At 62.4% G+C, this 21,018-nt stretch carries 21 protein-coding genes; 7 read left to right on the top strand and 14 right to left on the bottom strand.

The genetic code is table 11. The annotated features are described in order from the left end of the window. Positions 1-42 precede the first annotated feature (42 nt). From NKH97_RS26315 to NKH97_RS26305, 3 genes are all read right to left on the bottom strand, one after another. Positions 43-1,650 carry an ABC transporter substrate-binding protein gene (locus NKH97_RS26315; RefSeq protein WP_352441777.1) on the bottom strand — a complete coding sequence of 536 codons (1,608 nt, stop codon included), beginning with the start codon at positions 1,648-1,650 and terminating at the stop codon, positions 43-45. Between the two features lie 121 nt (positions 1,651-1,771). Beyond that, positions 1,772-2,125 (bottom strand): Rieske (2Fe-2S) protein, encoded by a 354-nt coding sequence (locus tag NKH97_RS26310; protein ID WP_352799072.1) that lies wholly within the window; start codon positions 2,123-2,125, stop codon positions 1,772-1,774. 11 nt (positions 2,126-2,136) lie between these two features. Continuing rightward, positions 2,137-3,219, bottom strand: a complete 1,083-nt coding sequence (locus NKH97_RS26305) for an amidohydrolase family protein (protein ID WP_023809365.1) — start codon at positions 3,217-3,219, stop codon at positions 2,137-2,139. 134 nt (positions 3,220-3,353) lie between these two features. On the opposite strand from NKH97_RS26305, the gene NKH97_RS26300 reads away from it, so the two are divergent. Both NKH97_RS26300 and NKH97_RS26295 read left to right on the top strand, forming a co-directional pair. Beyond that, entirely contained in the window at positions 3,354-4,211 is an 858-nt protein-coding gene (locus NKH97_RS26300) for a LysR family transcriptional regulator (protein WP_023809366.1), read from the top strand. A gap of 211 nt (positions 4,212-4,422) precedes the next feature. Continuing rightward, positions 4,423-5,379, top strand: a complete 957-nt coding sequence (locus tag NKH97_RS26295; RefSeq protein ID WP_352799071.1) for an FAD-binding oxidoreductase — start codon at positions 4,423-4,425, stop codon at positions 5,377-5,379. 107 nt (positions 5,380-5,486) lie between these two features. On the opposite strand, the gene NKH97_RS26290 is transcribed toward NKH97_RS26295, so the two are convergent. Both NKH97_RS26290 and NKH97_RS26285 read right to left on the bottom strand, forming a co-directional pair. Next, entirely contained in the window at positions 5,487-5,684 is a 198-nt protein-coding gene (locus NKH97_RS26290; protein WP_023809368.1) for a hypothetical protein, read from the bottom strand. A gap of 120 nt (positions 5,685-5,804) precedes the next feature. Beyond that, entirely contained in the window at positions 5,805-6,038 is a 234-nt protein-coding gene (locus tag NKH97_RS26285) for a hypothetical protein (protein ID WP_352551470.1), read from the bottom strand. A 405-nt stretch (positions 6,039-6,443) separates the two neighbouring features. Between NKH97_RS26285 and NKH97_RS26280 the strand changes: the two genes are divergently transcribed. From NKH97_RS26280 to NKH97_RS26265, 4 genes are read left to right on the top strand one after another with little or no spacing between them, the layout of a single operon-like run. After that, positions 6,444-7,448 carry a sugar ABC transporter substrate-binding protein gene (locus NKH97_RS26280; protein WP_352551472.1) on the top strand — a complete coding sequence of 335 codons (1,005 nt, stop codon included), beginning with the start codon at positions 6,444-6,446 and terminating at the stop codon, positions 7,446-7,448. After that, positions 7,445-8,446, top strand: coding sequence for an ABC transporter permease (locus NKH97_RS26275; RefSeq protein WP_023809371.1), 1,002 nt, complete (start codon positions 7,445-7,447; stop codon positions 8,444-8,446). The genes NKH97_RS26280 and NKH97_RS26275 overlap by 4 nt, the downstream gene beginning before the upstream one ends. After that, a complete protein-coding gene (locus NKH97_RS26270) occupies positions 8,443-9,207 on the top strand; it encodes an ATP-binding cassette domain-containing protein (protein ID WP_023809372.1) in 765 nt (254 codons plus the stop codon). The genes NKH97_RS26275 and NKH97_RS26270 overlap by 4 nt, the downstream gene beginning before the upstream one ends. A 39-nt stretch (positions 9,208-9,246) precedes the next feature. After that, complete coding sequence (locus NKH97_RS26265) at positions 9,247-10,332, top strand: Gfo/Idh/MocA family protein (protein WP_352773605.1); 1,086 nt, start codon at positions 9,247-9,249, stop codon at positions 10,330-10,332. A gap of 15 nt (positions 10,333-10,347) precedes the next feature. Here NKH97_RS26265 and NKH97_RS26260 read toward each other — a convergent pair whose 3' ends face one another. Beyond that, positions 10,348-10,623 carry a hypothetical protein gene (locus NKH97_RS26260; protein WP_352799070.1) on the bottom strand — a complete coding sequence of 92 codons (276 nt, stop codon included), beginning with the start codon at positions 10,621-10,623 and terminating at the stop codon, positions 10,348-10,350. 146 nt (positions 10,624-10,769) lie between these two features. Between NKH97_RS26260 and NKH97_RS26255 the strand changes: the two genes are divergently transcribed. Further along, a complete protein-coding gene (locus tag NKH97_RS26255) occupies positions 10,770-12,791 on the top strand; it encodes an amidase (RefSeq protein WP_352610937.1) in 2,022 nt (673 codons plus the stop codon). A gap of 341 nt (positions 12,792-13,132) precedes the next feature. Here NKH97_RS26255 and frp read toward each other — a convergent pair whose 3' ends face one another. The 8 genes from frp to NKH97_RS26215 all read right to left on the bottom strand — a co-directional run bounded on the left by frp (position 13,133) and on the right by NKH97_RS26215 (position 21,001). Then, positions 13,133-13,477: a fluorescence recovery protein gene (frp, locus tag NKH97_RS26250; protein ID WP_023809376.1), complete on the bottom strand. Its 345-nt coding sequence runs from the start codon at positions 13,475-13,477 to the stop codon at positions 13,133-13,135. 61 nt (positions 13,478-13,538) lie between these two features. After that, positions 13,539-14,186 (bottom strand): ThuA domain-containing protein, encoded by a 648-nt coding sequence (locus NKH97_RS26245; protein WP_023809377.1) that lies wholly within the window; start codon positions 14,184-14,186, stop codon positions 13,539-13,541. A 42-nt stretch (positions 14,187-14,228) separates the two neighbouring features. Then, complete coding sequence (locus NKH97_RS26240; protein ID WP_352799097.1) at positions 14,229-15,251, bottom strand: LLM class flavin-dependent oxidoreductase; 1,023 nt, start codon at positions 15,249-15,251, stop codon at positions 14,229-14,231. A 70-nt stretch (positions 15,252-15,321) separates the two neighbouring features. Beyond that, the gene (locus tag NKH97_RS26235) at positions 15,322-16,209 is read right to left on the bottom strand and encodes an ABC transporter permease (protein ID WP_023809379.1); all 888 of its coding nucleotides are present in this window, start codon (positions 16,207-16,209) and stop codon (positions 15,322-15,324) included. Further along, the gene (locus NKH97_RS26230; protein WP_023809380.1) at positions 16,206-17,165 is read right to left on the bottom strand and encodes an ABC transporter permease; all 960 of its coding nucleotides are present in this window, start codon (positions 17,163-17,165) and stop codon (positions 16,206-16,208) included. Before NKH97_RS26230 ends, NKH97_RS26235 begins: the two co-directional genes overlap by 4 nt. 7 nt (positions 17,166-17,172) lie before the next feature. Continuing rightward, on the bottom strand, positions 17,173-18,810 hold the full coding sequence (locus NKH97_RS26225) for an ABC transporter substrate-binding protein (protein WP_023809381.1): 1,638 nt from the start codon (positions 18,808-18,810) through the stop codon (positions 17,173-17,175). Between the two features lie 34 nt (positions 18,811-18,844). Beyond that, on the bottom strand, positions 18,845-19,621 hold the full coding sequence (locus NKH97_RS26220) for a DUF427 domain-containing protein (protein ID WP_023809382.1): 777 nt from the start codon (positions 19,619-19,621) through the stop codon (positions 18,845-18,847). 21 nt (positions 19,622-19,642) lie between these two features. Further along, complete coding sequence (locus NKH97_RS26215; RefSeq protein WP_023809383.1) at positions 19,643-21,001, bottom strand: LLM class flavin-dependent oxidoreductase; 1,359 nt, start codon at positions 20,999-21,001, stop codon at positions 19,643-19,645. Between the last annotated feature and the right edge of the window lie 17 nt (positions 21,002-21,018).

The raw sequence follows: 21,018 nt of genomic DNA, 5'->3' as shown, positions 1-21,018 counted from the left end.
CCGGCCGGACCCTCAAAACCATCGCGGCTCCGGCCCGCCATCTCATGCCGTGGCGATCCACCAGCGTTCGGCCATTTTCAGTCCATCGTTCTCCCAGTTGGGCGCCACATCACCGTGTGCGAGCTTTTTGGATTGCGCGCTTACGAAATTGTTGAAGACCAGCACGATGCTGCCGCCGTCATCGTGGGTTAACTGCTGCATCTCGGCATACATCGCCGCTCGCTTGGCCTCGTCCGTCTCGGCGCGCGCCTGGACAAGCAATTCGTTGAAGTGGGGATTTTTCCAGAAAGACTCATTCCAACTGGAGTCGGCGGCGAAGGCTTGCGTGAACATCCAGTCGGCCGTGGCCCGACCGCTCCAATAGGAAGCGCACCAGGGTTTCTTCAGCCAGACATTGTCCCAATAAGCGTCCTCGGCCTCACGCACGACATTGACGTCGATGCCGCATTGGGCTGCCGTTTCGCGAATGAGCGAAGCCGCGTCCACGGCGCCGGCAAAAGCCGCATCGGCGACCGAGAGATCCACTTTCAGGTTCTCCATTCCGGCCTTTTTCAGGTAGTGCTTTGCTTTTTCCGGATCGAAGCTGTGTTGCGGTTGCGGATCTTTGGCGAATTTGATGGCCGGCGCGATGGGGTTGTCGTTGGCCACAGTAGCGTGGCCAAGAAAAATCTTGTCGACGATTTCTTGGCGATTGATCGCCCATTTCAATGCCATGCGCACGTCCGGATTATCAAACGGCGCCATCGTGACATTCATCGGCAAGGTATAGTGCCCGTAGCCAGTGACTTCGACGATTTCCACCTTGGGATTGCGTTTCAACATGCCGAGGGTCTTCAGGTCGGCGCGGCCGATATAGTCCACCTCCCCCGTGGACAGCGCCGCCATGCGGGCGGCAAGATCCGTGATTGCGATGAACTCCACCTCGTCGAGATAGGGCTTGCCGTTCTTGAAGTAGTTTGGATTGCGCTTGAGCTTGGCCGAAACGCCGGGCTGGAAATTCTCGAGGGCGAAAGCACCGGTGCGAACGCCTGAAGCCCAATCCGCCTTGCCGTCCTTGGCCGGCATGATGACCAGATGGTAGTCACTCATGATGTAAGGGAAATCGGCGTTGCCGTTTTTGAGCGTGAAGACCACCGTTTCCGGGCCGTCCGCCTTGACGTCGGCGACGGAGTCCAACAGCGATTTCGCCGCCGATTTGGTGTCCTTGCCCATGTGATATTGCAAGGAGGTCACGACGTCATCCGCCGTCACGGTTTTGCCGTTATGAAAGGTTGCGCCTTTGCGCAGCTTGAAGGCCCAGGTTTTGGCCCCATCCGAAGTTTCAAAGCTCTCGGCGAGGTCCGGTTGGACATTGCCTTTGGCGTCGACCTCAGTGAGGCTGTTGGACAGCGAGCCCGAAAATGCGGTTTGTGTGAACGTGTCGGGGTAGCCGGCCGGATCGATCGAATCCGTCGTCGCGCCATGAGCCATGCCGAGCTTGGCGAAGCCGCCCTGCATCGGTTCGGCCCGCGCCGTGCTCACGAACAGCCGGTCGGCGGCGGCAACGGTCAGGCCCGCGGCCAGCCCAAGATGAATGAAGTCGCGGCGGGAAACCTTGCCGCCTCCGATCAGGCTTTGCGCGATACCAAGCTTGTATTCAGATTCTGACATTTGACTCTCCCATTGCGGAGTTCTCCGCGTTATTTCTCGTCAAGCACCGGCGAACAAATCTGCTTATTGGCTCCCGCCACCTTTCCTTCGAATTTTTCCAATCCCAATCGGCTTGCGCCAATCAGGCCGTCACGTAGATGCCGCCGACTTCGACGGTGACTGGAAATGTGCGCGCGCGAACGGAGGGATCGACCAAGGCCGCGCCTGACTTGATGTCGAACTCCCAGCCGTGCCAGGCGCATCGAACGATCTCGTTTTCGCGATGATAGATGAATTGCGCCTGTTCAACGGGCGCGGTTGTGCCGCATTGCGGCCCCTCGCAAAGCGGAGCGCCGCGGTGCGGACAGACATTGAGCAGCGCGTGGAATGAATCTCCGATGCGGAAAATCCCGACCGAAAGGCTGCGGATCTTGGCGATGAACGGAGACCCTGTTTCGATCTCGTCGACGCGGCAGATATAGGTCTTCTCGGGCATCGTATGCTTCCTCAGGCGGCATTCGCGGCTTGCGCGCGGGGGATGCGTTTGTAGACTTCCAGCGCGTTCAGTCCCATGATCTTGCTCTTCCAGGCAGGAGGGATTTGCAGCGTGTTGGCATCGTCGTAATCCCAGTGCGGATAGTCCGATGCAAACATCAGCGTGTTTTCGCCGTCCATCGCTTCGAGCGTGGACCAGAGATGTTGGATGTTTGCAGGCTGCTCCAGCGGCTGCGTGGAAAAGCGGATGTTGCGCCGGCAATATTCAGACGGCAGCATCTTCAGCCATGGCGTCTCCTTGCGCAGCGCTTTGTAGTCGGCGTCCAAGCGCCAAAGGACCGACGGAACCCAGGCGACGCCGCACTCGATGATCACGAAGTAGAGGTCCGGCCATTTCTCGAAGACGCCATGGGCGATCATGCTTGCCACGTGCGACATCGCCGACATGTGCAGAATGGCATGCGTTTCCCAGAAGAATGTCGTCGGGGCAGGAGCAATGGCAGTTGAATTCACGCCCCCATGCCCGCCCAGATGAATGGCGAATGGCAACCCCACTTCCGCGCAGGCTTCGTAGATCGGGTGGTAAAACGGGTCGCCATACGGCTTGACGGACCCCTGGGAGGCGAGAACCTGGACCATGCGCGGATGACTGCCAAGACGGCGTATCTCGGCGGCAGCGAGCTTCGGATCCTGTGGCGCGATGATGATCGAGCCCATGAAACGATCGTCTTTCGGCAACCACTGATCGATCTGATAATCGTTGTAGGCGCTGACCAGAGCGCTGGCATAGTAAGGGTTAGCCAGGGTCGACGCCTCGATAGGCTCATCGCCGGTCAGGATCGCCACGTCGACTTTGTATTTGTCGAGGTGCTTCTCTTTCATGATGAGATAGTTGTCGGCTTCCGTTTTCGGACGGATGTCCTTGCGGGAAAAGTCCTGCGGGTGGAACCAAGGCCGATGACCATGCGGAAAGGCGCCAACGGGACCTGTTTTCTCGCCCTCGATGAACATGTCTTTCCACAAGCCGGAGAGATAGGGCTCCAACACGGTGGCGCTTGACCAGTAATTATGACAGTCGCAGTCGACTATGAACACTTCTTCCGCTCCGTATCCGTGTCTCGTCCCGGCGGCGCTGCCGGCCGCTGATCTGCTGCAGCTTCCGCCTTGAGTATTGTTTGATCAAGCTTATGATACGTGGAATATGATCGAGTTTTTCGATTGGATATTTCATGCAACTTGATCACATCGAGACCTTTCTCGACATTATCGAATCGAGAAACTTCAATCGCACCGCGGATCGGCTAGGGTTGACCCAGTCGACGATCAGCACCCGCATTAAGAACCTCGAGAGCGCAATCGGGTCCGAACTGTTCCAGCGCGGACGCGCCGGGGCGGAGCCGACCGCCGCAGGGCGCCGGTTCGAAGCTTATGCAAGATCCTTGCTGTCCACATGGTCGCAGGCTCGCCACGATGTCCGGGCGTTCAATCGTTTCGAAGGCACCTTGCGCGTCGCCGCGCAGGTCGGGATGACCCGCTCGGTTTTGCCGGGTTGGGTCGAGACGCTGTGTCAGGCTCTTCCCAAATCGTCGATCCATGTCGAGTCGGATTATTCAAACCAGATGGTCAGCGACCTAAGCATGGGAAATCTCGACATCGCAGTGCTTTACGCTCCGCGATACCTACCCGAAATCTCCTATGAGCATTTGATGGTTGAGGAATATGTGATGGTTTCCACGGTGGCCAGAACCCTCTCGGAGGTCGATCCCGAAACCTACATTCGTCCGGGCTATACGGTCCTGCTGGAGAAGGCCCATGCCGAATTGCTCGGCGAGTTGGCGATCTGTCGCCTTTCCATGGGATCGGAAACCTTGGCGGAAATGATGCTACGGCGCACGGGCGGCACCTGCTATATGAGAAGTGACGATGCGCGCCGGTTCGCCCTCGAACGCCCATCGTTCATCGTCGAAGGCGCTCCGACGCTGCATCAGCCGGTACACACGGCCATCCTGGCGCGCCGCAAACACGAACCGATCATCCGCAAGGGAATCCGCGCCCTTCACGTTGCCGTGATGTCACTGGATATGTAATCGAAATAATCGATCATAACTTGGGAGGGATGCTTCTGTTGCGGGGGGCCTGGAACTGGCATCTTGGCTCGACTTCAAACCGAGATGAATGATGAACGCACACGTTTCCTTTGGGGCCCCCGACCTCCTCCCGATGAGGCGTCATCGGCAATGGGCACAAACCACATCGCAGCTTGTACTCTGCCGTCGTGTAATCGAGGAAACGCCCGATGTGAAAACCTTCGTTTTCACATCCCCGACGGATCGGATGTTCTGCTTCAGCGCGGGCCAGTATGTGCTCGTGCACCTTAAGATCGAGGGTGCCGCGGTGACGCGCTCCTACTCTGTTTCGTCACCACCGACGCGACCGCTCGACCTGCAGATCACGGTGAAGCGAACACCGGGCGGCCTGGTTTCGAATTGGCTCCACGACAATTTGGGGGCGGGCGACGAGATCGAGATCGAAGGGCCGCTCGGCTCATTCAATCTCGATGACCTGCCATATGAAAAGCCGCTCTTCCTTTCGGGCGGCAGCGGGATAACGCCGGTGATGTCCATGCTGCGTGCGCTTACCGACCGCGCGGCCGACCAGGATATCTCATTCGTTCATAGTGCCAGAACGCCTGGTGACATAATCTTTCGAGGGGAATTGGACGCACTTGCCTCTCGCTTTCCCAACGTAAAAGTAACGTGCGTTTGTAGCCAGGAAGATCCCACCTGGAGGGGGCCGACTGGCAGAATAGACAGCCAGATGCTGCTGACCCTCGTTCCCGATCTCCACAACCGCACTATCTTTGCCTGTGGCCCTGAAGCGTACATGAAAGCCGCACGTGCCTGCCTGGATGCGATTGGCGTGGCTCCGTCGCGGTACCACCAGGAGAGCTTCGGCGGCGTCAGCAGCCCTCAGTTGGAACCGGCCTCGACAATACCATCTTCGGTCCGTTTCGTCCGCTCCGGGATCGTGCATAACTACTTGCCCGGAGAGACGCTGCTGGAGGCGGCACGCCAATGTGGCGTCTACGTCCCAACCGCCTGCCAGCAGGGAGTTTGCGGCACATGCCGCATCGCCAAGTTGTCCGGCGAAGTCGCCATGGAGGATCTCGGCGGTCTGGCCCCTGAAGAGAAGTCGGCCGGCTATGTCCTGGCATGTTGCAGCCGCCCGCAAGGAACGGTTTTGCTCGATCTTTAACCCCGGGTGCTTGGTTCAGCATTGAAGCCGGCGCAGTAGTGTTGAACTGCCGGTGAAGGCGTTGCCGGCGTAGCGGACTGATGCCCATCGACCCCAGCCGATATTGCTCAGAAGTCGAGAGCGACCATCATGCCGCGGACTTCGGCCATTTCCAGCAGCAGGTCTTGCAGTCTTTCGTCCAGCGCGGCACCGGTCAGCGCCAGAAGCTCGGTGATGCTCTCTCTCATCGATATGACGGCGGCCCCTGTCTTCTCGGCGAGCAGCCGACCGATGGCAGCTCGGATCAGGTCGTCCTGATCAGACATCGCTTCACCTCCCGACGCACTGCAACCTCCCCTTGCTTTCCATGCCTCACCGCCGCTTTCGACAACAGGGCGTGATTTCCCATACGGTATGATTTTCGATGCGACATCGGGCAGCTTTGCTCATGCCAGCAGATCGTCTCGATGGGCCCGCCAGTCATTCAACACCGACAATGAGGGCAGCAGCGAAAAATGGCCGGGCTGGACCGTTTCAACCGCTGCAAGCAGCGCCAGCGGCACTTTGTGCCGATAAAGCCCAATGCACGCGCCCCCTTCGACCGCTGCCGGCAATTCCGTGATTGTGTCGAAAGTCGAAAACGTACCCGTTGGCTCTTCCACGATTTCGAAACGCCCCACCCGAAACCTCCCTCTGCACAAAAGTAGCGACCAACGCGGACATCCCCCAACTGGTTCCCTGAGGCCGGCACTTTTTTCGCGCCTTGGTTGTAGCGCATGCCAGCAGGACAGTCATGCCCCAAGGGCGCACAGTCAAAATCGCTACGCACATTTTAAATCTTGACGCGTGTCAATTTTTTATAAAACATGCGCAAACGCCGGCATGGCATCGACCGGCGCTCTGGGAGGAGCAATGCCTGACGTCGAAAGTGCCCGAACCTGGGCTGCAGTCCGCACATCCCAAGCGGGCAGCATTCTGTTGCGAGACCATCGCGCCGGGCGCCGGGCTCGCGCCCCGTCGGACATTGCAGTCGCCGGCCAGCGACATTGATGCAGCCCATAAAACAATCAGGAGGAGGAAAAACCATGCGTATGTTCAATTGCCTGAAGCTTGGCACGAACCTGCTTGGCGCAGGCATGCTTGCAGCCATCATCGCAGCGCCCGCCCATGCCGAGGATGCGGCGAAAGTCGCGGCCATCGTCAAAGGCCTCGACAATCCGTTCTTCCAGACCATGCAGAAGGGCATCGAGGAGCAGGCCAAGGCAAACGGCGTGAATGTCAGCGTCCAGGCCGCCGCCAACATGGGTGACGCCACCGGCCAGGCCGACCGCCTGACCGCCATGGCCATGCAGGATTTCGATTGCTACCTGGTCAACCCGATCAGCGTCTCCAATCTCGTCCAGGCGCTGGTGCCGGTCGCCCAGAAGAAGAAGCCGATCGTCAACATCGACTCGACCATCGACCCCGAGCAGGCCAAGGCCGCCGGCTTTGCCGTCTCGACCTATATCGGCACCGACAATGTCGCCGCCGGCGCGTTGGCCGGCGAAGAGATGCTGAAGCTGGTGCCGAAGGGCTCCAAGGTCGCGCTGGTCGCCGGCATCGTCGGCGATGTCGGCTCCAACGCCCGCATCAAGGGCTTCAAGCAGGCGGTGGAAGGTAAACTCGACATCGTGGTGATGGTCAGCGCCGACTGGGATCGCGAAAAGGCGCTGACCGCCGCAACCGATATCCTCGCTGCCCATCCGGACCTCGCCGGCTTCTTCGCCGCCAACGACATCATGGCACTCGGCGTCGAGCGCGCCGTGCGGACCTCGGGCAAGGACGTCAAGGTGATCGGCCTCGACGGCATCGTCGACGCGCTGAAGTCGATCGCATCAGGCGAACTCACCGCCACCGTCGCCCAATATCCCTATGTCGTCGGCGCCATGGGCCTCGAGGCCTGTGCAGTGGCCGCCAAGGGCAAGGAACTGCCGGCCAACGTGCCAGCACCGGTGCTGTTGATCAACAAGGACAATGCCGAAGCCTCGCTGAAGAATTTTCCGCGTCCGGGCGGCGACTATCCCGATCCCTTCCGCGAGATGCTGAAGTGAGCACACCTGCAGACAACGCGCCCGCCGCCCATTCGGCGGGTGCGGAGGAGAGCCGTCCCTCCCTGGCGGCTCTCCTCCTCGATCCCTCCTTCTGGGCCGACTGGGCATCCGTCGTCGGCCTGGTCGGCCTCGTCATCGTCTTCGGCATCGCCCAGCCGGTCTTTCTCAGCGTCGCCAATCTGCAGGCGCTGTTGCTGGCGGCTGCGATCCTGGTCGTGCTGTCGATCGGCCAGACCTTCGTCATCGCCACCTCGGGCATCGACCTGTCGCTGGCGGCCGCCGTCATGCTCGGCGCCATCATCCTCGGCCTCGTCAATGCCGCCGACTACGGCATCTTCATCGCCTGCATGCTCGCGGTTCTCGCCACCAGCGCCGTCGGCTTCCTCAACGGGCTGATCATTACGGCAGGCAAGATCCCCGACTTCGTGGTGACGCTCGGCACGCTGTCGGGCATCACCGGGCTTGGGCTCATCCTGTCGGGCGGCGAACCGACCATGGTCGGCTCGACCTTCCTGCTCAGGCTCGCCTCGGGCTCGTTCGGACCGTTCGGCTATCCGGTCTGGGTAGCGATCGCAGCCGTCATCGTCGCCCATATCGCGCTCTACCACACGCGCTTCGGCGTGCATCTGCTGGCGACCGGCGGCCAGGCTGAAAGTGCCGGCGCGCTGGGCATCCGCACCAACCGGGTCAAGATCGCCGCCTATACGATTTCCGGTCTCTGCGCCGGCATCGCGGCCATTCTCCTGGTCGCCCGCATCGGCTCGGCCGAACCGCAGATCAACACCAGCCTGCTCTTGAATTCGGTGGCGGCGGTGGTGCTGGGCGGCGTCAGCCTGTTCGGCGGCCGCGCCAGCATTCTGGGACCGGCGATCGGCGCGCTGATGCTCACAGCACTCGTCAACGGCCTGACCTTGCTCAACGTCTCGGCTTTCTACCAACCGCTTGCCGTGGGGGCCATCGTGGTGCTGGCGGCGCTGATCATGCGGTATCAGAAATGAGCGCTCCCCATCATATCCCCGCCACTGAGGCGATCATCGCCTGCGAAGGGCTGAGCAAGCATTTCGGCGGCATCCGCGCCTTCACCGACGTCGCCTTCCAGGCCCGTCGCGGCGAGGTCACCGCCGTCATCGGCGACAATGGCGCCGGCAAGTCGACGCTGATCCGCAGCCTGGTCGGCGTGCATCAGCCGGACACCGGCAATTTGTTCTTCGACGGACGGGCGCGGCCCTTCGCCAATCCCGACGAGGCACGCAAGGCCGGCATCGAGACCGTGCACCAGAACCTGGCGCTGATCGACGAACTGACGGTCGCGCAGAACCTGTTCCTCAACCGCGAGATCGTGCGCCGCATCGGCCCGTTCGCTTTCCTCGACCGCAAGGCGATGAAGCGCGAGGCCCGCTTAATGCTGTCGCGGCTGTCGATCAACGTGCCGTCGATCAACCAGCGTGTGCGGCGTCTGTCGGGCGGCCAGCGGCAGGCGATCTCGATCTGCCGCGCTGTCGGCTCCGGCGCCAAGCTGGTGGTGATGGACGAACCGACGGCGGCGCTCGGCGTGCAGGAGACGGCCAATGTCGAGGCGCTGATCCGGCGCCTGCGCGAGCAATCCGTCAGCGTCATCCTGGTCAGCCACAATTTCGATCAGGTCCGCCGCCTGTCCGACCAGATCTGGGTGATGCGGGCGGGAAAGATGGCGGCGACCGTGCGCGCTTCCGAAACGTCCGGAAATGAGCTCGTCGCGCTGGTAACCGGCGCGGCATAGTCCTGCAGCATCAGACTTGAAATCAAAGGGAGTTCGCCTGTGGCACCAATTCGTGTCGGACTGATAGGTCTTGGAGAGGTCGCGCAGTCGATCCATCTGCCTGTGCTGGGCGATCAGCGCGACCGCTGGGTGATCGCGGGCGTGTACGACGTGTCGCCCAGCCTGGTGTCACTCGTCACCTCCGAATTTGCGACGGCAAAGGCCTTCGACACGGCCGAGGCGCTGATTAATTCGCCCGACATCGACGCTGTGTTCGTGCTGTCATCCGACGATACCCACAGCCGCTTCGTGCGGGCGGCGATTGCTGCCAACAAACATATCCTGCTGGAAAAGCCCGCTTGCCTCACGGTGCGCGAAATCGACGATCTGCTGGCGCTGATGCCGGGCTACGACAAGACCCTGTTCGTCGGCTATATGCGCCGCTATGCGCCCGCCTATCTGGCCGCCAGGGACGAGCTGCCCGCCTTCGCCGACATCACCCATGTCCGCATCTTCGACCTGATCTCGGAGGGCCGGCATTTCCTCAAGAAGAGCCAGAACGTCCTTTACCCCCAGGACATCGACCCTGCCCTGCTGGCGCGTGGCGCAAGCGAACGCGACGCGCTGATCCGCGAGGTGGTGGGCGCCGACGCGCCGGCCGATGTGGTGCGCGCCTATCGCGGGCTGACGGCACTTTCCTCGCACCACATTTCGGCGATGCGTGGGCTGATCGGCGAGCCGACGCGCGTGCTGGCCGCGCACCGCACCAACGGCGGCGCCAACACATCAGTCACCTTCGACTACGGCCATTTCGCCTGTCTCTACGACGCGGTGGTCGACGATCTCGGCTTATTCGACGCCATGATCGAGGTGCGCTCGAACAACAGGCGGGTGCGCATCATCTACGACACGCCCTACATCCGCAGCCTGCCGACGCGGCTGGAGGTCACCGATGCCGGCCCGTTCGGCCCGGTGACGAAAACCCTCGGGCCTCTCTACGGCGATGCTTTCTCGAAAGAACTCGAGACTTTCCACCGCCACATCACCGAAGGCACAAAGCCGCTGACCGACCTCGCCGATTCCCGCCGCGACCTGGCGCTGATGGCCGAGATCATCGAGCGGATGAAGGAGAGTGGCGGGCGCTGAGGCGCTGCCTGCCGCCTACTTCCCACAGTGATGATCGTTGATCTTGTTCAACGCATTCGCGTCGGGTCCGACGCGATGATAGGAGCACGCGCCGGCTGCTGTCGTGACCAACTGCTGATCGTAGTAGCGCGGGCCGCCGAACAGGATGTCGATGAGATCGCCTTCGGCGGGAACGTAGCGTTCGGAGTGGACCCGGCGGTCGTGATACCGGTCGCCAGCGAAAGCCGGGGCGCAAACGCTTGAGCCCATGGCGACAGCGAGAGCTAGGATCGCAACGAATTTCGTGGTCATCGCCAATACCCTCCTGGCCATTTCCGGAATCACACCATACATCCAAAACCGCCAGCCGGACAAAAGTTCCGGAGATGACCGCGATAGGCTCTTGCCGAAGCCAGCTGCCTCGCTCATCCATGGTGCGTGGAAATGTGGGACCCGTGATGACCGATGCCGGCTTTCATCTCGTCGAAGCGACGATCGACCAATTGCGCCGCGCGCTCGATGACGGCACCGTCACCAGCGTCGAACTGGTCGGGGCGTATCTCAGGCGCATCGCGCATTTCGACCGGCACGGCATCAGCCTCAATGCCGTCCCGTTGCTCAACCCTGGCATGTTCGAGGAGGCTGCCGCCTCCGACCAGCGCCGCCGCAACGGCACCGTGCTCGGGCCACTCGACGGCATCCCCTACACCGCCAAGGACAGCTACAAGGTATCAGGCCTGACGGTCGCCGCCGGCTCGCCGGCCTTCGAGCATCTCATTGCCAATGAGGACGCCTTCACCATCGCCCGGCTGCGGGCCGGCGGCGCGGTGCTGATCGGGCTGACCAACATGCCGCCGATGGCCAATGGCGGCATGCAGCGCGGCGTCTATGGCCGCGCCGAAAGTCCGTACAATGGCGACTATCTCACCGCCGCCTTCGCATCGGGCTCATCCAATGGCTCCGGCACAGCGACAGCGGCCAGCTTCTGCGCCTTCGGGCTTGGCGAGGAAACCTGGTCGTCCGGCCGCGCGCCGGCCACCAACAATGCGCTGGTCGCCTATACGCCGTCGCGCGGTGTCATTTCGGTGCGCGGCAACTGGCCGCTGGTCCCGACCATGGATGTCGTCGCGCCGCACACGCGCAGCGTCCCCGACATGCTCGAACTGCTCGACGTGATTGTCGCCGACGACCCCGAGACGCACGGCGATTTCTGGCGCGCGCAGCCCTGGGTCAAGCTGCCGAAAAGCTCCGACGTGCGGCCGCCGCGCTATACCGACCTCACACTGGCGGGGTCGTTGAAAGGCATGCGGCTTGGCGTGCCCAGAATGTATATCGGCCGCGACACCGAGGCCGACAAGCCGATCGAAACCCGCGCCTCGGTACTTGCCCTGTGGGAGCAGGCGGCGGCCGATCTGAGGCGGCTTGGCGCCGAGGTGATCGAGGTCGATTTTCCCGTCGTCTCCAACTATGAACGCGACCGTCCCGGCGCGCGCAGCATGGTCGAGCGCGGGCTGGTGCCCCCAGAGTTCGCCGAGCGCGAGCTCTGGGACCTCTGCATCTGGGGCTGGGACGACTTTTTGCGCGCCAATGCCGATCCGGCGCTTCCCGATCTCGTCTCGGTCGATGGCCCAAAGATCTTCCCGCAACCGCCCGGCACGCTGTCCGACCGATACGAAGGCGGCTTCGACCTGAGGGTATATGTCGAGCGGGCACGGTCCGGCGTCACGCCCCTCGTGGACATTCCAACGCTGGAAGAGGGACTGAAGGGACTGGAAGCGACAAGGCGGATCGATTTCGAGGACTGGCTGGACGCGCAAGGCATCGACGCCGTGGTGCTGCCCGCCGCTGCCGATGTCGGGCCGGCCGATGCAGACATCGACGAGGCGTCCGCCGCCTTTGCCTGGCGCAATGGCACCTGGGTCGCCAACGGCAATCTGGTCTGGCGCCATTTCGGCATCCCCACCGTCACCGTGCCGATGGGTACGATGGCCGATATCGGTATGCCGGTCGGCCTGACTTTCGCCGGCAAGGCCTATGACGACGAAAGGCTGCTGCGCATGGCCGGCGATTTCGAACGCTCCACGCAGCGCCGCACCCGCCCGCCGCGCACGCCAGAACTTGCCGCCGATGTGTTTTCAGGCCGCCCCGCCCGAGCCGACGACAGCAAGGCGTCAGCGTTCGCCATCACGCTTGCCGCCGAGACGCGGCCTTTCGGCGATCAGGACGAGATCGTCATCACGCTCGACCTGCCAAATGAGGTGTCTGGGACGGCCTGCCTCAAGGTACATGTCAACGGAGAGGCCGTCGCGCTGCAGCGAAGCGGTGCGCGCTTCAGCGGGCACGCGCTCATTCCGGCCGCCGAGCATCAGCGCTTCCACAGCGTCTGGCGTGGCTCCTACGGTTCGATCGTCACAGCGGTGGTGTGGCTGGAGGATGGGCGCAGCGCCGGCGCCTATCTGGTTACGGGCGGGATTGGGTGAGGTTGCGCAATTCGTGCCTTAAGCCTCCCCGAATTCGTCATCCTAGGGCGGAGCAAGGAGCGAAGCGACGCGGCGCAGACCCTAGGATCCATGCCAGGACTGTGACCGAAGAATGCATCGGTCCAGAGCAATTGAGGTCAACTTTTCTTTCCAGATGCAGCGATTGCGACTGAAAGTTCTCCACCGTCGCACCGCACGGAAGTCGCGGCATGGATCCTAGGGTCTTCGCCACGTCGCTTCGCGACTGCTACGCCCTAGGATGACGAAGCGTGGGGTTCGCAAAAGTGTCGTCAATCAACGATCGCCAACCTCTCGCAGTTCTGGCAGCGCCGTTCCCCTCGTCATCCACTTGCAAAGCGACTCTCGACATAGGCCAGGTCCCGCTGAATGACATCCCGCTTGTCTTGCGACAGACCGCCAAGCAGCTTTTCATCGAGATATCCTGCTCGAATAAGCTGCGCGAACACGAAGAGAAGCTGCGAATAGCGATAGTCGAACGTGCGATCGATTTCCCGTCGCTGTTCACGCAAATAGCCTTCGAGCTCCCACATCTCGGAGGGCTGCGTCACCGCACTCGCCTTGCTTTTGAAGTCGGCCATCGTCTTTGCGAGCGCCGCCTCAAGAGCGGTATCGAAGGCATGGCGCGCGAGCTTCTTTTCGGATCCGGACCACTCGAAATCACTCATTTGATATCTCCATGGATGCCCTGTGAATTCAACCCAGGTTTTCACGAAAACGTGCCTGCTGCTACCCCCGCGCCGCCCAAAGCAAACCCCGCTCCACCATCAGCGCCATTTCCGGCACCGCGAACTCATCCGCCGTGTGACCAAGGGAACTGTAGAAAACCTTCCCCGCCCCATAGCGCCGTTTCCAGACGACCGGCATGACGACGCCGCCTATCCCCGGAAAATGCGCGTCGGTGAAGGTGGTGGTCGCCAGCACCTCGTTGCTTGGGTCGACATGCATGTAATATTGCTCCGACCGGTAGGCGAAATCGCTGATACCTTTTGTGATCGGATCGTCCGGCCGGGTGATGGCGACGTGATAGTCGATGATGTTGCCGGGATGCGCGACCCATTGACCGCCGGTCATGAACTGATAGTCGGGCTCGTTGCGGAAACTGTCGCCCATCGTCCCGTGGAAACCGCCGAGTCCGCTCCCCCCGAGAACCGCATGCGTCAGGTTCTGCAGTTCGGTCTTCTCGATCGTCGACATGGTGATGACGGGCACGATGAGATCGAATGACGACAGCTCCGGATCGGCGAACATCGCCGTGCCCTCGCCCAACGTGACGTCGAAGCCGTTTCGCTCAAGCAAGGTGCGAACGATCTTCGCGCTCTGCTCCGGCGTATGGCCCTCCCAGCCGCCCCAGGCGATCAAGGCCTTCTTTGGCATGGTGTACCTCCCTTGGAGCACTCCGCTTCGATCGATCCGGCGTCAGCGCCAGCCCAGAGCCGGCGCGACATGGGTCAGGATCGCCTCGATGACATGCGCATTATAGTCGACGCCGAGCTGGTTCGGAACGGTGAGCAGCAGCGTGTCGGCCTCGGCGATCGCCTCGTCCTGCGCCAATTCCTTGATCAGCACATCCGGCTCAGCCGCATAGCTGCGCCCGAAGATCGCCTTGGTGTTCTCCTCGATGAAGCCGATCTGGTCGCGGCTTTCGTTGCCGCGGCCGAAATAGGCACGGTCGTGATCGTCGACCAGCGCGAAGATGCTGCGGCTGACCGAGACGCGCGGCTCGCGCTTGTGGCCGGCCGCCTTCCAGGCCTCGCGATAGATGCGGATCTGCTCGGCCTGCTGGATGTGGAACGGCTTGCCGCTCTCGTCGAATTTGAGCGTCGAGCTCTGCAGGTTCATGCCGAGCTTGGCCGCCCATTCCGACGTGGCGTTGGTAGCCGCACCCCACCAGATCCGCTCGCGCAAACCCTCCGAATGCGGCTCGAGGCGCAAGAGGCCGGGCAGATTGGGGAACATCGGCCGCGGATTGGGCTGGGCGAACCCCTCGCCCCGCAGCGTCTCGAGGAATACCTCGGCATGATGCCGCGCCATGTCGGCGTCGCTTTTGCCTTCCGGTGGCGCGTAGCCAAAATGGCGCCAGCCATCGATCACCTGCTCGGGCGAGCCACGGCTGATGCCAAGCTGCAGGCGGCCGCCGGCGATGATGTCGGCGGCACCGGCATCTTCCGCCATGTAGAGCGGATTCTCATAGCGCATGTCGATTACTGCAGTGCCAATCTCGATGCGGCTGGTCTTGGCGCCAACGGCGGCCAGCAGCGGGAACGGCGAAGCGAGTTGGCGGGCGAAATGATGCACGCGGAAATACGCCCCATCCGCGCCAAGCTGTTCGGCGGCGACGGCGAGGTCGATGGATTGCAAAAGCGCGTCCGATGCCGAGCGCACTTGCGATTGCGACGAGGGCGTCCAGTGCCCGAACGACAGGAAACCGATTTTCTTCATAGCCATGCGATATAAGGATGCGCGTCAGGCTTCAATGCCAAAGAGATTTTTCGACGCACCCGATCAAGGCTCATGCATCGCTGTTTTCGAAGGCGCCGATGCCTTGTGCGATAAGGTTGGTCGCCATGACCAATGAGACGATTGCCGCGGAATTGAAGACGACGACCCACCATTTGCCGCCGGTCAGGAAGCCGTAGCCGTCGGCGACGGCCAGTCCCCAGTCGGCCGATGGCGGCTGGATGCCGAGGCCGAGAAAGCTCAGCGTCGCGATCGAAAAGAACGCGTAGCCCAGCCTTGTGACCAGCTCGATCAAGATCGTTTCCCTGATGTTGGGCAGTATCTCCAGAAACATGATGGCGAGCGGGCCCTCGCCGCCAAGCCGCGCAGCGCTGACATAGTCGCGCTCCTTCTGCTCGCGCACGGCGGCGCGGACGGTGCGAGCCACCAGCGGCGCGTAGGCGATGCCGATCACCAGGATGACGGTCAGGTTCGACGGGCCGATCGCCACCAGCGTCATGGTGACGAGAACAATGAACGGAAACGCCATCAGCGTATCGAGCAGCCGCGCGCCGATGGCATCGACCAGGCCGTCGAAATAGCCGAGCACCAGACCGATGATGCTGCCGGCGGCAACGCCGGCCAGCGTCGCCAGCGGCGCAACCAGCAGGATATCGCGCGATCCGACGACTATGCGGGACAGCACGTCGCGGCCGAGATGATCGGTGCCGAACCAGTGCAGCGCATCGGGCGGCGTCAGCATCGCCAGAAAATCCTCGGCATAGGGATCGTAGGGAACGAAGAGGTTGCCGAACAGTGCGCAAACGACCCAGAACAGAAGCAGCAGCGATCCGACCACGACCGACGGGGCCAGTCCGGAGAAAACACTGCGGATCCTGCGCACTGCCGGAAAGCCGGCCACCGCGCGCCGTGGTGCGGGAAACTCCGCCAGATCCGTCATGGCGAGGTCCGGCGGCGTTGCCGCGGATCGAGCAGCGCCAGCACGAGGTCGCCGGCCGCCGCCGACAGCACGAAGATTGCCGCCATCACCAGCACGCCGGCCTCGAGCATCGGGAAATCGCGTGCCTTGGCCGCATTCAGAACCAGATTGCCAAGCCCCTGGATGCCGAACAGCGCCTCGATCACCACCAGCCCGCCAAGCATGTAGCCGGTCTGCGTCGCCAGCACCGCGATGGTCGGCGTCAGCGCGTTGCGCAGCACGTGCCGAAAGATGATCTCGCGCCGCTCCAGCCCTTTCAGGACGGCGGTGCGCGTATAGTCGGCGGCCATTGCCTCGATCACCCCTGCCCGCGTCATCCGGGCGATGTAGCCGGCAAGGTTCAGCACCAGCGGCAGCGCCGGCAGGATCAGATAATAGCCATGCGTCCAGAAGCCCGCGCCATCGGGCGCAACGCCGGAGATCGGGAACCAGTTCAGCCACAGGCCGAAGAGGATAAGGAGCATCAGCCCGGAAACGAAATCAGGCACGATGCCGAAGGAAACGCCCGCCATCACGATCAGCCGGTCGATCAGGCGGCCGGCATTGAGACCCGCGATGACGCCGGCCCCTACACCAAGCGGCACGAGAAAAATCAGAATAATGCCGGCAAGGGCAGCAGAGCGCTTGAGGCTTTCGAGCACGAACGGCGCCACCGGCCCGCGCATAGACAACGAGGTGCCGAAGTCACCGGTCACGGCCTTGCTGAACCATAGCCAGTACTGGACGAGAATCGGCTGGTCGGCGCCGAGCCGCTTGTTCAGTTCCGCCACCGCCTGCGCGTCGGCAAACGGACCGAGCATCACGCGGCCGACATCGCCGGGCAGGACCTGCCCGGCGAAGAACACCAGGATGCTGACCAGCCACAGCGTGAGGACAAGTGTGCCCACACGCGTTGACAAAGTGCGGCCCGTCAGCATGTCTCGATCATGCCTGGACGAAGGAAACGCGGTCGAGCAGCAGATGCGAGATCGCCGTGAAGCGCACGCCCTCGACCTTGGAGCTGACGATTCGGCTGTATTGCGAGAAGTAGCTGATGATCGCCGGCGTTTCGTCGAGCAGCAAGGTCTGGATCTTGCCGGCAACGAGGCGCTGTGCCTGCAGATCACGCGCCTTCGAGTAATCGAGCAGCAGCGCATCATAGGCCGGGTTGTTGAAATGCGCCGCGTTCCAGGCTCCCGAACTCTTCAGCGTGGCGTTGAGGAAGATGTCGGGAGTGCCGCGATGGCCGTAGTCGGTGATGCCGAGCACCGAATCCAGCCATGGTGAGCTGCCGAAGGTCGCCGAGCCGTAATAGGCGTCCTGCGGCAGGACATTGAGCTTGATGTCGATGCCGGCCTTCCTGGCGAAGTTCTGGATGATCACCGCATAGTCGGGAATGTCATAGGCGCGTTCGGTGGTCAGCGTCACCTCGAAGCCGTTGGGCACGCCCGCCTCGCCAAGCAGGCGCTTGGCCTCGGCAATGTCTTGCTTGCGCTGCGGCACCGATGGATCGGCCGATGGGAAGATCGGCGCGAACGGGGTGTCGTTGCCGACGATGGCGCGGCCCTTCAGCAGGCCCTTGACGATCGCCTCGCGATCGAGCGTGAGCGCCAGCGCGCGGCGGACCCGCTTGTCGGTGAACGGAGCCTGGTCGGTTCTGAGATGCACCTGGTCATGCGAGCTTGCCTGCACGCTGAGCAGCTTGAAGTTGGGATTGCCTTCGATCGCGAGTTCCAGGCGCGTCGTGCTCGGGATGACGTCGAGCTGGCCGGCCTGCAGCGCCAGCACCTGCGCCTGCTCGTCGTCGAAAAACTTGATCTCGACCCGGTCGGGCAGCGCCTTGTCGCCCCAGTAGTCCTCATTGCGCACGAAGCTGGCGCCTTGCTTGGGACGGAAGGATTCCAGCTTGAACGGACCCGTGCCGTTGAAATTCTTCTCGAAATCGCCGGCATAGTCGGCCGGCAGGATCACGGCATTGTAGACGTCTGAGGAGACATAGAAGGGGAAGTTGCTGTTTGGGCCGTCGAGATCGAAGGCGACGGTTTCGTCGTCGACCAGCTTGGCGCCGCCCTTGGACAGGATGCCCTTGTAGGCCGACAGGGCCGACGAGCCGCTGGCCGGATCGACCAGCCGCTCGAAGCTCGCCACAACATCCCTAGCGGTGACCGCGCGACCATCGTGGAATTTCACCCCTGGCCGCAATTTGAAGGTCCAGCGACTGGCCGTCTCGTTTGCCTCCCAGGACAGAGCGAGCTTCGGCTGCAGACCATCCTTCGGATCGTCGAGGATCAGATACTCGCCGACCTGGCTGATCACCCCGATGCTGGCCGGATCGGTCACCGAAACCGGATCGATCGCCTTGGTCGGCTGGCCGAGCCCGACGCGAACCGTGCCGCCGGCAGCAGTCGCGGCGCGTGCGCCTCCAAGCCCCTGCGAGGCGGCAAAGCCGGTCAGGCCGAGCAGTGCGGCGTATTTCAGGAGATCGCGGCGCTTGAGAAAGCCGCCCTGATATTCGTCGACGGCGACATTCCAGATGTCCCCCGACAGGTTGCGAACTGCGTCGATATCTCTGCGTTTGGTCATGTTAAACCCCTGCTCTGAAATGAAGATTGAAAAGCTATGCGACGGGTTCGCCGTCGAGATGGATGCGGTCGACGGCCTGCGGATAGAAGGCGATGAGCCCTTTGATCTTCGGCATTTCCTCTATCGGATCCCGGTAGCTCCAGGCGATGTCCGGGCGCACCGTTCCGTCGCTCAGCAGGCCGGACCAGTAGGAGGCGATGCCCTTGTAAGGACATCGCGTCGTTGTGACGGACGCCGTCAGCCGCTCCAGCCGGATGTCTTCCGCCGGCAGATAGAAACGCGTCGGCAGATGCGTCTCGAACAGCAGAACCGGACGGTGGCTGTCGGCGATTGGCTCGCCGTCGAACCAGATTTGCACATGGCTGGAGCTCTGCAGCACATCGATGCGCGCATACGGGTCTCGAGCGTGGACGAAGACTTCTTCATCCTCCTCGAACCACTGGTCGACGGCCTTCCAGGTGAAGGCGATGCGGCCAGCCAGCGGCGACAGGTTTTCATCCGGCGGCGAAACGAACGCCCAGGCCGCGTTGGCGCTGCGCCTGTCACCGGTATCAATATCCCAATAGGCTGTCTCGCCACCGACCGGATGCGGTTCGCGATGCAATGAGGGTCTCAGCACCGACGGGTCGACCGCTGACGGCGGGAAGAAATAGATCGGCAGGAAATGGTTGGAGCGCAACACCAGCACGTTGCGGCTGTCGGCGATGGTGCGGCCGCCGAATTTGACACGCACGCGCTTGGGGCTGTGCAGGACATTGACGAGCTGCGGCGCGGTGGCTTCGCGGGGCTGCAATCTTGGTGCAACGGTCATGATCGTTCTCCCGGCCTGACGTCAGGACACCGCGCGCGCATTGTCGCGCTGTTCGGCGAAGCGATTGGCTGGTCGCGCCAGGCCGAAGCGGTCGCGCAACGTTCCCGGCGCGTATTCGAGGGGGAATACGCCGCGCCGCTGCAGCTCCGGAACCACCTGTTCGGCGAAATTCACCCAGTCCTCGGGCAGCAGCGGGAACATCAGGTTGAAGCCATCGGCGGCACCCGAAACGAACCAGTCCTGCAATTGGTCGGCGATCTGTACCGGCGTGCCGGCGACGGTCGGCACCGAACCGCTGTTGGCAAGCTTGCGGGCGATCTCGCGCAGGCTGAGATTCTGCTTCGCCCACTGCTTGACCCGGTTGAGCGACGTGCGTCCGCCATTGAACGTGCTCTCGTCCGGCAGAGGCGGCAATGGCCCGTCCGGCGGGAACAGCGACAGGTCCAACCCGCTCCAGCTGGACAGAAGGTCGATGCCGACCTGATCGGGAAGCAAGGTCTGCAGATATTCCTGCTTTTCCCGGCCTTCCGCCTCGGAGGCGGCGACAACAGGCAGGATGCCGGGCAGGATCTTGAAGCTCTCCGGCCGCCTGCCGTGGCGGGCCAGCCGCTCGTTGATATCCTGACGGTATTTGATGCCATCCTCCTTGGTGCTGTAGATGGCGAAGTGCGCATCGGCCTGGGCGGTGGCGAAGTTCTTGCCGTCTTCGGAGGATCCGGCCTGGACGATCAGCGGATGACCTTGCGGCGGCCGCGAGACGTTGAGCGGCCCGCGCACCTTGAAATGCTTGCCCTTATGGTCGATGGGGTGGACCTTGTCGGGATCGGCGAAATAGCCCGACGCCTTGTCGATCAGCAGCGCCTCGTCTTCCCAACTGTCCCACAGCGCTTTGACGATATCGAGGAATTCGGCCGCGCGCTCATAGCGGAATGCATGTTCGATATTGCCGTCGCGGCCGAAATTGCGCGCCTCCTCGTCCATAGCCGAGGTGACGACGTTCCAAGACGCCCTGCCCTTGCTGATATGGTCGAGCGACGCGAACATGCGCGCCACATTGTAGGGCTCGCTGTAGGAGCTCGACGCCGTGGTGATCAGGCCGATATGCTTGGTCACGCCGGCTAGCGCCGACAACAGCGTCAGCGGTTCGAGGCGGGCATTGGCATAGTGGGCAACGCCGCTCTTGACCGAATCCCAGATCGACACGTGGTCGGCGACGAAGATGGTGTCGATCCTGGCGCGCTCGGCCGCCTGCACGAGATCGCGGTAGAACTCGAAGTCCAGCACTTCCCGGCCCGGTGCCCGCGGATGGCGCCACGACATTCGATGATCGCCCTGCGGGTTGAAGAAGAATGCGCTGAGGATCATGTGGTCTCGAGCCATGCCGGCCTCCTTCCAGA

The sequence above is a fragment of the Mesorhizobium sp. M0870 genome (assembly GCF_040319775.1).
Taxonomy (GTDB): Bacteria; Pseudomonadota; Alphaproteobacteria; order Rhizobiales; family Rhizobiaceae; genus Mesorhizobium.
The sequence above is the reverse complement of the archived record's forward strand: the minus strand, read 5'-3'. Positions and strand labels throughout refer to the sequence as shown.